Raw genomic sequence first — 12,037 nt, forward strand, 5'->3', positions numbered from 1 at the left:
GGTGAACAGTGACACCGCACCACCGGCACCGCTCGATGACATCCGGATCAGGGCGCCGTCACGGCTTAGAGCGACCGGCAATAGGCGGAGGACGGCAGTGACGCTGGGGCGCTCCGTACGGCGAGGAGCCCACTGCGACAGCGTCGTCAAGTAGTCCATCGCAGTGCAGGCAGGCGGGCCCGCCGCCTACTGCCGGTCGCTTTAAGCCGATGGCCTCGATTGACCAAGACAGCGGTGTCGCCGACCCTCTGCTTGAGCCATCCGGCGTGATCAGCGAGCGTCGACGCTGGCGGTGCCGGATAGTCCCCTCCATGTCCGCCCCAGCCCCTGAACGTGGATCCGCTGCCATCACCCCCGGTGCTGCCGCGGCACCGACCAACCTCGCCACGGCCGAGCAGGACTGGATGGCGCTACAGACCTGGTGGGCTGAACTGACCATGGGTCGCCGGCAGCAGCTGTTGACCTTGACCCCAGCCCAGCCCCTACCGCAGCCCGTCGTTGCTGACCTGGGCCGCCGGGGGATCCACTGCCCGCTAATCTTGGTCAGTGAAGGCACCCGCGTGGTCCGGCGGGCCGTGCCCTCCCCGGCACTGCTGGACTTCCTCGCCGCGCACGTTGGCTGACTTAGAGCGACCGGCAGTAGGTAGCGGGACCCACCTGCTTGTGCCCTGCGGTGACTACTCGACGGCGCTGCCCTAGTGGGCTCCTCGCCGTGCGGAGCGCCCCAGCGTCACCGCCGTTCTCCGCCTATTGCCGGTCGCTCTTACTGCATCATCGAGGAACTGCGGTGCAGTCGGTTGGTCACTCGGTCGCGACGCCTACGCCCACGTCGATGGCGAAAAGGTTGTTAAGGCCGCTGACGTTGAGTAGGTAGGCAACCTGTGGGGCGGGGTTGAGGAGCCGCACCGGTTGGGGGGTGCTGCCGCGGATGAGCTGGGCGAGGAAGGCGAGACCGGTGGAGTCCATGAAGGAGACGGCGCTGATGTCGATGGTGACGTGGTGGCCGGCGGCTGTTGCCTCCTCCCGCAAGGTGTCCAGGCGCCCGCCGATGGCGGCGTCGACCTCTCCGTGCAGGGTGATGGTGGTCCGCTTTGCGGTGTGGTCGATGAGGATCTGACCACCGCCGACGGCGTCACCCCTGGCGTAGGTCTGGCTCGTCGCCTGCTCGGTGTCTAGGCCGGTGTCCGCGCTGGTGGTCGCTTCGAAGGCCGTGTCGGTCTCGTTCATACCCCACCCCCTCTGCCTGTGTCCGCTATTCCCGAAGCTCCGTCAGCTCCGTCAGCTTCGTCTCGGCTTCTGTCCACGGGGTCGTGTCCAGGCCGGGGTCGAGCGTAGAACACGTGTACGAGGAGGTGGATGGAAGGGAGTGTCGGGGGTCAGACGGCGGTATGGCGATGGCGGTACGGGGTGTAGGCGACGTAGGGGTGATGGGGCTCTAGGAGATCCCAGCCGGGACGAGGCGACACCACACGGTCTTGCCGGTACTGACGCCAGCGGATGCGTCGGTCGCGCCGTGCTGGTGGTGATGCTGGCCACCTGCCAGGTGGTGGGGGTGTTGGATTCCCCACTCGGCGCTGAGGTGGTCGATGAGGTGGATCCCGCGTCCTCCGAAGGCGTGGGGGTCAACTACTCGAGGGGCGGGAGGGTCTTCATCACTGCCGTCGCTAACAGAGAGGAGAACTCCTTCGGGGCCGATGCACTCGACTTCGACGGTGATGGGCGGCCCGCCGTAGCGGACGGCGTTGGAGACCAGCTCGGTGATGAGCAGGCGGGCTTGATCGAGGTCGGCGCTGCAGTGGGGGGTGCACCAGTGCTCGTTGAGGAAGCGTCGCGCGAGTCGCCCGGAGGTCAGCGTGGCGGGCAGGCTCGCTCGCGAGGATCGAGTTGTGGTGCACATGCGCTTAATGGTCGGGGTGTGGTGGGTGTTCTGCTCGCTGATCTTCAGGCCGGGGATTGTCTGACATTGACCGGGACACGACGCGGTCGACGCCCCGTCTCGGTGGGTCTTCACCTCCGGTACCCGCCGCTGGTACCCGCCGCAGCATTCGTCAACGTCGTCAGCTACTGGGGACGTCGTCAGAGGCTGGTCACGGGGAGGTAGGTCCGGGAAGGTGATGGTGTCGTGTCGGGCGCTGTCGGGGGGGTAGCGATCGGTGCGGTGACAGCGGCAGCCTCGAGGGCGAGGTGAGCGGTGAAAGCCTCCCCGTTCATGGGACGGGCATGCAGGAACCCTTGCGTCTCATCGCAACCCAGCTCGTGTAAAGCGACGAGCATGGTGGTGTCCTCGACACCTTCGGCAACTACCCGCAGACCGAGGCGGTGGGCCAGTGCGACGGTGCCGGCGACGATGTCCGCCGTCCGCGCTGTGGTGGTGACCTGCTGGGTGAGGGAGCGGTCGAGTTTCAGTTCGCTGGCGGGCAGGTTGTTGAGGTAGGCGAGGGAGGAGTAGCCGCTGCCGTAGTCGTCGATGCTGATGGCGATCCCACGCCCGGCCAGGTCGTGGAGGCGGGCGATGGACTCTTCCGGATCCACCATGATGGACGTCTCGGTGATTTCCAGGACCAGAGCAGCCGGCGTCAAGGCGGACTCGGCCAGGAGGCGGTCGATCAGGCCCAGCAGGTCGGGGTGAGTCAAGGAGGTGGCCGAGAGGTTCACTGAGATCCGCAGCCCCTGTCCGGCGTCGTGTCCGGCGTCGTGTCCGGCGTCATGCCCGGCGTCATGCCCGGCGTCATGCCCGGCGTCATGCCCGGCGTCATGCCCGGCGTCATGCCCGGCGTCATGCCCGGCGTCATGCCCAAGGTCCTGATCAAGACGTGGACACATCGACTGCCAGTGCGCGGCGTGGTGGATCGCCTGCTGCATGACTTCGGTGGTGAGGGCGTGCATGAGGCCGTAGTCCTCGACGTGGTCGAGGAAAGCGTCCGGTGTGAGCACGCCCAGGCGGGGATGGTCCCACCGCACCAGCGCTTCAGCCCCGACGACGCGGCCGGTGCGGCAGAGCTGCGGTTGGTAGTAGACGAGCAGGCGGCCGGTCTCGACGTCGTCTCGGGCATCGCGTGCGCCGAGGAGGGCTTTCAACTCTTCCACCAGTTGCGCTTGCTGTGCTGCGTGGTGCGCTGCGACTTCGTCGTGGATTTCGTAGCGGTCGCCGCCGGCGGTCTTGGCTCGATACATCGCCGCGTCGGCGTGGCGGAGGACCTGTTCGGGGGTGTCGCCGGGGTCGGTGACGGCGATGCCGACGCTGCCGTGAATGAGCAGGCGGCGCCCGTCGATCTGGACGGGTTCTCGGGTCGCGTGGGCCAGGGCAACGAAGACATCCTGCGCGGCCAGCAGGGAGTGACCGGGGAAGACGACGGCGAATTCGTCCCCGCCCAGGCGGGCGGCGAGGGCGGGTGCGTGGACCACGGTGTTCAGCAGGCGGCCCGTTCGTCGCAGGACTTCGTCACCGACGGCGTGGCCGAACCGGTCGTTGATCTGCTTGAACCCGTCCAGGTCGATGATCACCAAAGTGAAAGGACGAGCAGCGGTGGTGTCTTCGATGAGTCGACGGTCCAGGGCTCGACGGTTGGCCAGTCCGGTGAGGTCGTCGGTGAGGGCTTCGTGGCGGCTGATGAGCAGGTGGGCGAGGAGGTGGATGGAGTGCAGACCGCGCAGCGAGACCGCGGCCGCTGCTGTCCCGGCCCACAGCGTCGCCCACCAGACGGTGGAGCCGGGGGTGTGGGTGTAGATGAGCAGGCCGGTGCCGACCAGGACGCTGATGCTGACCAGCAGGATGATGAAGGATCCGGCGGTGGGGGCCTCGGAGGTGCTGGGGCGCGGTAGCGGCGCGGGCGCGGGCAGGAGCGCGCAGATGACCAGGACCACGATCACAGTTGCGTAACCCAGGTCGGAGTAGGAGGCGGTCCCGGATGCTGCCGCCGGGTCGCCGATGTGGGCGGCGTCCAGTCCGGCGGCCACGGTCACGGCGAGGGTGAAGGCCCAGACGCGGACGTCGCGGAGCAGCCCGCCGATGATGAGGATGGTGGCAGCGGTACCGACAACCAAGATCTCTGCCGCGATCCGGACCAGCCACAGCTGCAGTTGCCAGCCCGGCCAGGACGAGAGTGGGGAGTGCAGCCAGAGCATGGTGAGGTTGCCCAGGGCGGCCAAGGCGAACACTGCGCCGATGCCGTTGAGCCAGTCACCGGGTTCGGCGGTCAGGGTGCCGTAGCGGTTCCAGTGGATCAGGGCTTGGTAGAGCAGTGGGCACGCGGCGAGGACCCCGAGGTTGAAGATCGCTGAACCCACCGCCACCGACGTCAGCGTGGTGATCGGAGCGCCGTGCGCTGCGGTAATGTCCACGCCTGCGGCCAGGATGGACGCGCCCGCGGCGAGGACCGCGGCACGGGCCAGCCAACGCCACACCGCAGTCTCGGACCCCGCCTGCCGTGCACGCCAGCGCATCACCGTCGCGGCCGCGACAAACATCACGATCCGAGCGACCGCGGCGATGATCACCCACGAAACCCTTGAGCCGGGGTCCACCAGCCCGTTACTACTACCCACCCACTGTTTTACGTGGGTCGTGAGAACGTTGAGGCCAACGAGCACAACCGCGGATACGACGCTGAGCACGACGCTGACGACGACAGGCAGCGACGGTGCACTGGTCATCCGGCGGCGTAGCGGGAGGGTCCTCACCGGCTGAGTATCGGCACCTTGTGCTGCACTTCGGATCGGCTGGATGGTTGACTTCTCCAGCTCTATCTCACCGAGGACACACGCATACTTTCGGGCCCAGCACATGTCCTCGGAGACCGGTCCCCCATCTGCAGGTCCAGAGGCGCCAACACCACCAAGAAACTTGCTCCATCGCCGCCACTGCACTCGGCGCAGCGATCAAGTTGATCGCCGGACGGCCCGATGCGGTCAAATGATCTGATGCCAAGCAGTGCGAGTCGAGCACAAGGACGTAGTGACCTCGCGGTCATCCGAGATGCGAGCTCCGTCACTACCGGCCGCGACTCACAATCATGCCGCAGTAGGTGCAGGCGCAGGGTTGGTCACGGTTACGTCGAGCGGGTCGGGTCGGGGCGGGGCGGGGCGGGGCGTGAAGAGGCCACCCCGATGCGGTCACGGCGATCGTTGGCGCGAAGACCTCACTGGTTGAGCTGCGCCTGAGCAAGTGGCCTCGGCAGGGTACGGTCACGCGCCGGGGTGGGTTCGGCGTCAAGATCCGCGCCCCGCCGTCGGCAATGGTGACACACCCCGCGCCAGGCGAGTCGGGGCCCACGAACCCTCTTACCGCATAACGTCCACGGGCTGGAACTGTTCGCTGAACGCTCCCGCACCAGGTGGGCACTGTGGCCGCCGGCTCCTCGCCACACCCACCTGCCGCTGACATCGAACGTCTTGACGACCTCGATCCCGATGGCGCTGAAGCCACTGACATCACCGTCAGCGGGCTGACCCGGTCGATGGCCCCTCAAGACCACGTGGCCCCCAGGATCCGCCCCGGACCCGGCCTCAGACACAGCATCAGGAACGGCATCAGAGACAACCTCAGACACGACTGCACCCGCTTTCACGTGACCCGGCGCCAGTCCCACCGGGGATGGTCGACAACGTCTTGAACAGGAGAATCAGGGACACGGTCAAGCGATCGAGAGATCGAGAGATCGAGAGATCGAGAGATCGAGAGACCCAAAGATCCGCGATCTGACCTCACACTCCGCTTCGAGCCAGGGTGAACTGACTGACGAGCTCGTTCAGCTCCGTAGCGGTACGCGAGACCTCACCCGCGGTGGTGGCGGTGTGGCTGGCCCCAGAAGTGGTCTGATCCGCCGCAGCGGCGATCCCGGAGATGTTCAGCGCGATCTCCTGACTCCCCGAGGACACCTCGGTGACGTTGCGCACCATCTCCGACGTCGTCGCCGACTGCTCCTCCACCGCCGCAGCGATGGTGGCCTGCAGGGCGTCGATGCGGGCGATGACCTCACTGATCCCCCCGATCGCGAACGCGGCCTCAGAGGCGTCGTTCTGGGTGGCCGCGACCCGGGTCGTGATGGACTCCGTGGCCCGCGCGGTCTGCTGGGCCAGTTCCTTCACCTCCCCGGCGACGACGGCGAAACCCTTGCCCATCTCCCCCGCCCGGGCAGCCTCGATGGTGGCGTTCAGCGCCAGGAGGTTGGTCTGCTCCGCGATGGAGGTGATGAGCTTGACGACGTCGCCGATCTCGCGGGAGGAGGCGGAAAGACGCTCCAGGGTCTCCGAGGCCTGCGACGCGCTGGAGACGGCGTCCGCCGAGACCGAAGAAGCCTCAGCAGTGGAGGTCGCGATCTCGCGGATGGCCGCGGTCATCTCCTCCCCGGCAGCGGCGACGGTGCCGATGTTGGCGGAGATCTCCTCAGTCGCGGCGGAGACGACCTGGGTCTGGGCAGCGGACTCCTCCGCGCCGGAGGAGAGCTGGGTGGCGACGGTGGTCAGTTCCTCGCTGGAGGCGGCCAGGGTGGTGGCGTTCTCCGCGATGCGGCGCATGGTGGTGTTCAACCGTTCCATGGTCACGTCGACGGCAGCGCCGAGGCGACCGACCTCGTCCCGGGTCTCGATGCCCACGCGCTGGTCCAGGCGGCCTTCGGCCAGACCCTGCACGACGGTGAGGGTGCGGGCCAGCGGTACGGCGACGGAGCGGGAGATGACGACGGCGACGACCGCGGCGATGGCCAGGGCGACCGCGCCGATGACCAGCAACACGATCACGGCGGAGTGGTAGTCGGAGGAGCCCTGCGCGGCCATCACCTTCGCGGCGTCCTGCTCGGTGGTGGCGATGGCGTCCAGCTGCGCCAGCAGCTGCTTGGCAAGGGGGGCCAGCGACGCGTCGCGGGCGGCGATGAACCCGTCCACGTCGTTGGCCTTGGCCAGCGCGATCAGCGGCTCGCGGGCGGTGCGGTACTGGGCGATGAGGTCTTGGGCCTTGGCGCGGTCGGCGTCGGTGGCTGCCGGGGAGGTCTTCAGGTAGGCCTGCCACGCCGTGTCGTAGGCGCCGTCGTCATCGCTCATCGCCGACAGCGCGGCGGTGGTGGCGGCCTCACCGGGGGCCAGGGCGGCGTTGAGGATGTCGATACGGGTGGTGAGGAAGTTGCTCTTGACGGTGGCGATGCCCTGCACGGAGGCGATGCCGCTATTCGACATCAGCGACAGGTTCGCCTGGGAGGAGCCGAGCCGGGAGATGCCCAGGGCGACCACTGCGGCCAGCAGGAGGCAGACGACGCCGAAGCCGACGAAGAGTTTGGGAGCGACGTTCAGATCGCGCAGTGCCTTCATGGGTGGGGCCTTCCTGGGGGTTCTCGCACGGCGCAGGGTGCGGAGCAGGAGCGTGGTGGAGGCGCAGGGCGATGCGGGCGGGTCGAGGTCCTCGTCTCTATCGGCAGCCTGATGGCGAAGCTTGCGTCAAGCGCGGCCGACTCTTCGCGTGTCCTGCTGTTCACCCGAGCCGGTGCTGATCACGCTCGTGACGTCGCGGTCATCCCGCGGTGTGCGTGCTCGCTAGCAGCCGACGAACGCGCCCATGAAGGAGAGCCCTCTGCCACTCAAACCAGGTGCTCTCCGCCCCGACCCCCCATCCAGGGGGCTCATCGTGACCGACGAAGTCATCACCTTCATCTGCCCAGCCGCACTCACCGATCAGGCTCCCTGCCCCTACGCTTACGCCGCAACCACCAGCGCGGAGCAGACCGGCGACACCGCCGGAGCCTGCCCCTTAGACGCCGACGGGCAGACCGTCGCCGTCGGTGAATACGTCGGCCAGGCACAGCAGGTCATGGCCAACCTGGTGACCACCTTGCGTGAGGCCGGTGCGGAGCTGAGCGACGTCGTCAAGAGCACCGTCTACGTCGCCACGAGCCAGCGCGAGGATCTTAACGCCGTCTGGGACGTCGTTCACGCCACCTTCGCTCATCACGACGCCCCCAGGACACTCCTCGGCGTCAGCGTCTTGGGCTGGCCAGACCAACTGGTGGAAGTGGAGGCAGTCGCAGTCGTTGCTGCACCCACCTCCACGCACTAGCCAAAGACCTCCGGCGGGTGTCGACCTGACCGGTCATCACGCGATACGGGCGGGGTTCCTGCCGCAAGCAACGCTGCTTTCGTGTCGAGGAGCGGAACGCTCGGTCATGCCACTGCCCGCCTGGCCAGCTGCCCGCCTGCCCGCCTAGCCGCCGGGTCGCATCGTGAGATCAGAATCGGAAACGGTCGACCAGGACCTTCAACTCTCCAGACATCCGAGCGAGTTCTCCCGCGTTGCGTTGCGACTGCGTCACCGCGTCCGTCGTCACACGAACCGACGCCGCGACACCACTGATGTTCGTCGCGATCTCCCCCACACCCCCAGCCGCCTCACTCACCGAACGGGACATCTCATTCGTGGTCGCGGTCTGCTCCTCCACCGCCGAGGCGATGGTCGTCTGGAAATCACTGATCCGGGCGATGGTCTCGGAGATGCTCCCGATCGCCGCCACCGCCCCGGCCGTGTCAGCCTGGATCGCCTCCACCCGCCGAGCGATGTCGTCCGTGGCCCGAGCGGTCTCCTGCGCCAACTCCTTGACCTCTCCGGCCACCACCGCGAAGCCCTTACCGGACTCCCCCGCCCGGGCGGCTTCGATGGTGGCGTTCAACGCCAGCAGGTTCGTCTGCTCGGCGATGGAGGTGATTGCCTTGACCACATCACTGATCTCGCGGCTGGATGCCCCCAGCTTGGTCATCGTCACGGTGGTCGACTCCGCCTCGGCGACAGCCTGCGCCGCGACGGCGGCGGCCTCAGCGGCGTTGGAGGCGATCTCCCGGATGCTGATCTCCATCTCACCGCCACCGGCCGCAGCGGTCTGGACACTGGTGGCCACATCGTTGGCCGATCTCGTCACCACCGCGGCCTGAGCTGCGGACTCATCGGCGGAACGGGAGATGGCCACCGACGTCGAGGACAACTCCGTCGCAGCCTGAGACAGTTGATCAGAGCTGAGTCCCACACCCTGCAACGTCTGGCGCAGCGAGACCAGGGCGTCGTGCAGCGCGGACGCCATCTGTCCCACCTCATCGCGACTGCTCACCGCCGGGTCCTGGGTCAGATCCCCCTCGCGCAGAGCGCCCAGGACACGCCCGACTTCGCGGACGGGCCGGGTGATGCCACGGGCCACCAGTACCCCCACCCCCAGGGATCCCAGGGCACCGGCGAGTGCGATCAGCAGTACCAGCAGACGGCCCTGGGCATAGGCGTCCTGGGTCGCAGCCAAGGCGGCGTCGGCGGCGGTAGCGTTGGTCTCCTGCAGGGCGCCCAGACTCTTCTGCATTGCCTCCCACGCCGGGACCACGTCGGAGACGTAGTAGGCCCCTGCCCCCGCGGTGTCACCGCTGGTTGCCCGCTGCACGAGCTGGTCCTGAGCGTTCTTCCACGTCGTCCACTGCTGGCTCAAGGTCGCCAATGCCGCCTGCTGAGCCTTCGGGGCTTGTGCCTGAACAGCGTTCAGCAGGGCATCGACAGCGGCGGCGTCATCGCGGTAGGCCTTGGTGAACGTCGGATCCTGGCTCAGACCCGGCACCCAAGCGATCAGGGTGGCATCAAAGCGGGCCTGAGAGGTCAACTGCTGGAACTTCCCCGCGCTCTGCAGCGCGACACCCACCTGGTGCAGGGCCACAGCATGGTCACGCTCGGAGTCCAGCTCTCGCAACGCGATGCCCGCAACGGCGCCAGTGGCGACCAGTCCTACCAGTACGGAGGAAGCGATCCGGACTGCTACCGGTCGATCAGCGAAACGGCGCCGGCCAGTAGGGCGGGGGGCAGGATTGCTCATTGCTGCTCCATCGGCGCCTCACCCGCGCTCCTTGAGCATGAAGCATCCGTGGCCCGTAGCGAGTAGGTCGCGGACACGACAGGACCAGGACCAGGCCTCTGTTTTCTTGATTGCGACCTACACATCAGTGAGGAGAGCTTCTAGTACTGCAACGGCACTTGTGGTAGAAGATGGTGTCGTGGTGGTGGATACGGCGCTGACCGAGTTGGACCGGCTGCACGAGCGGATCGCATCGCGCTTCGCGCGGGCGGAGCCGCGGGCGCGGGTGCGCGCCTACGTCGCCGGGTTGGCGGCCGGGCTGGAGCGCAAGAACGGGTGGACGCTGGCCGAGCAGGCGGGCGAGGTGTCACCCGACGGAATGCAGCGACTGCTGCGCAAGGCCGACTGGGACGTCGACGGGGTCCGGGACGATGTTCGCGACTACATCGTCGAGCACCTCGGCGCCGCTGACGGGGTGCTCATCGTCGACGAGACCGGCTTCCTCAAGAAGGGGCTGCGTTCGGCGGGGGTGCAGCGGCAGTACTCCGGGACCGCGGGGCGGATCGAGAACTCCCAGATCGGCACCTTCCTGGCCTACGCCTCCTCGCGCGGGCACGCGTTGATCGACCGGGAGCTTTACCTGCCGAAATCGTGGACCGAAGACCGTGACCGTTGCCGCGCCGCCGGTATCCCCGACGACGTCGACTTTGCTACCAAGACGGTGCAGGCGCGGGCGATGATCGCCCGCGCTGTGGCCGCCGATGTTCCGTTCGCCTGGGTCACCGCCGATGAGGTGTACGGGCAGGACACTGATCTGCGTCTGTGGCTGGAAGCCCAGGACGTTGCGCACGTGTTGTCCTGCAAGAGCACGCAGACGGTCATCACCGCTGAGGCGACGTGGCGTCGGGTAGCGGAACTCGTCGATGAACTGCCGGCGCGGTCATGGCGCAGCTACAGCACCGGCTCCGGCGCGCACGGGGAACGCATTAGTGAGTGGGCTCGGATTCCGATCCGTGTCGCCTGGCGAGGCGGACGCGGGCATTGGCTACTGGCCAGGCGCTCGATCGCCTCCGGGGAGCTGGCCTACTACATCTGCTTCGGTCCCCGCACTACGAGCTTGGCGGACCTGGCCCGGGTCGCCGGCTCACGCTGGCGGATCGAGGAGTGTTTTCAGCAGGCCAAGAACGAGGCCGGTTTGGATCACTATCAGGTGCGTGACTACCGGGCCTGGTACGCGCACATCACCCTGTCGATGCTGACTCTGGCCTGGTTGTCGGCGACACGATCCAGCTTGGTCAGTACTCCTGAAAAGGGGGGCCTCGAGCCGGTTGGCGGCGCCTGAACTGCAGTTTCGCAGCTGGACTGATCGACTACACGGTGCCCGAGATTCGCCGCCTGCTGGCTAAACTCGTGTTCACCGTTGAGCACAGCGCCGAGCACGTCTGGCGGTGGTCGACCTGGCGGCGCCGGCGCCAGCACCAAGCACGCACCTGCCACTATCGACGCCACGGACACATCCTACCGTAAGTGCCGTTGCAGTACTAAGCGGTGCGTGTCCGTTGAGCTGTGCTCAGGCTGCACAGTCACCGCAGATCAGCGGGCCGCTACTGGTGGTGTGCAGCTGACTGCGGTGCACGACCAGGAAACAGCTGGTGCAGGTGAACTCATCCAGCTGAGCCGGCAACACCCGCACCGTCAGCTCTTCCTCGGACAGGTCCGCGCCGGGCAACTCAAACGACTCCGCCGTTTCGTTCTCGTCCTCGTCGACACGCCAGGATCCGGTGGAGGTCGCGCGGTGCTGCTGCAGCTCCTCCAAGGACTCGTTGCCCTCCTCGTCGTCGTTGTTCTTGCGGGGTGCGTCGTAGTCGGTCGCCATCTCGCTACCTCTTCCGTGCTCTGTCCATCGTTTGCTCTGTCCGTCGTTCGGTGCTCGCGCATCATGGCGCCTGCGAGGCAACGAACTCGACCTGAACGCGTCGAACGCCGCGCTGCGGCGATCCCCCTGCCTAATGGGACCGCCAGGGTGGGCTGAGGCCAGCCTGGGCACTGACCGCTCAACCGCTCCTCACTCCCACCACGAAAAGCAGGGAAGCGATGTAACAGAAGTGACGGCTGAGGCGATAGACGGTCGAGACGCTGCCTCCACCGCAACCGGGGGGATGCCGGAGATAGCGACTCGACCCGATGCCTGGCCCTGTTTGTCGTGGGCCAGTGCAGGGATCATCTCGTGCAGG

8 protein-coding genes are annotated in these 12,037 nt (G+C 67.2%); 2 read left to right on the forward strand and 6 right to left on the reverse strand.

The features are described 5' to 3' along the window. Positions 1–801: 801 nt before the first annotated feature. From OG218_RS00700 to OG218_RS00710, 4 genes are all read right to left on the reverse strand, one after another. Entirely contained in the window at positions 802–1,227 is a 426-nt protein-coding gene (locus OG218_RS00700; protein WP_328291285.1) for an STAS domain-containing protein, read from the reverse strand. 208 nt (positions 1,228–1,435) lie between these two features. Then, entirely contained in the window at positions 1,436–1,897 is a 462-nt protein-coding gene (locus OG218_RS26475) for an ATP-binding protein (protein ID WP_442906341.1), read from the reverse strand. A 179-nt stretch (positions 1,898–2,076) separates the two neighbouring features. Further along, entirely contained in the window at positions 2,077–4,866 is a 2,790-nt protein-coding gene (locus OG218_RS00705; RefSeq protein ID WP_328291286.1) for a putative bifunctional diguanylate cyclase/phosphodiesterase, read from the reverse strand. 837 nt (positions 4,867–5,703) lie between these two features. Next, positions 5,704–7,302 (reverse strand): methyl-accepting chemotaxis protein, encoded by a 1,599-nt coding sequence (locus OG218_RS00710; protein ID WP_328291287.1) that lies wholly within the window; start codon positions 7,300–7,302, stop codon positions 5,704–5,706. Between the two features lie 328 nt (positions 7,303–7,630). Here OG218_RS00710 and OG218_RS00715 point away from each other — a divergent pair, with 328 nt between their 5' ends. Further along, complete coding sequence (locus OG218_RS00715; protein WP_442906440.1) at positions 7,631–8,044, forward strand: RidA family protein; 414 nt, start codon at positions 7,631–7,633, stop codon at positions 8,042–8,044. 169 nt (positions 8,045–8,213) lie between these two features. Here the strand turns inward: OG218_RS00715 and OG218_RS00720 are convergent, their stop codons facing one another. Beyond that, positions 8,214–9,824 (reverse strand): methyl-accepting chemotaxis protein, encoded by a 1,611-nt coding sequence (locus OG218_RS00720; RefSeq protein ID WP_328291289.1) that lies wholly within the window; start codon positions 9,822–9,824, stop codon positions 8,214–8,216. A 178-nt stretch (positions 9,825–10,002) separates the two neighbouring features. On the opposite strand from OG218_RS00720, the gene OG218_RS00725 reads away from it, so the two are divergent. After that, positions 10,003–11,145, forward strand: coding sequence for an IS701 family transposase (locus OG218_RS00725; protein ID WP_328291290.1), 1,143 nt, complete (start codon positions 10,003–10,005; stop codon positions 11,143–11,145). A gap of 228 nt (positions 11,146–11,373) precedes the next feature. Here the strand turns inward: OG218_RS00725 and OG218_RS00730 are convergent, their stop codons facing one another. Continuing rightward, positions 11,374–11,679 carry a DUF4193 domain-containing protein gene (locus tag OG218_RS00730; RefSeq protein ID WP_328291291.1) on the reverse strand — a complete coding sequence of 102 codons (306 nt, stop codon included), beginning with the start codon at positions 11,677–11,679 and terminating at the stop codon, positions 11,374–11,376. Positions 11,680–12,037 lie beyond the last annotated feature (358 nt).

Origin of the sequence: Kineococcus sp. NBC_00420 (genome assembly GCF_036021035.1) — a bacterium.
In the GTDB taxonomy this organism is placed as follows: domain Bacteria; phylum Actinomycetota; class Actinomycetes; order Actinomycetales; family Kineococcaceae; genus Kineococcus.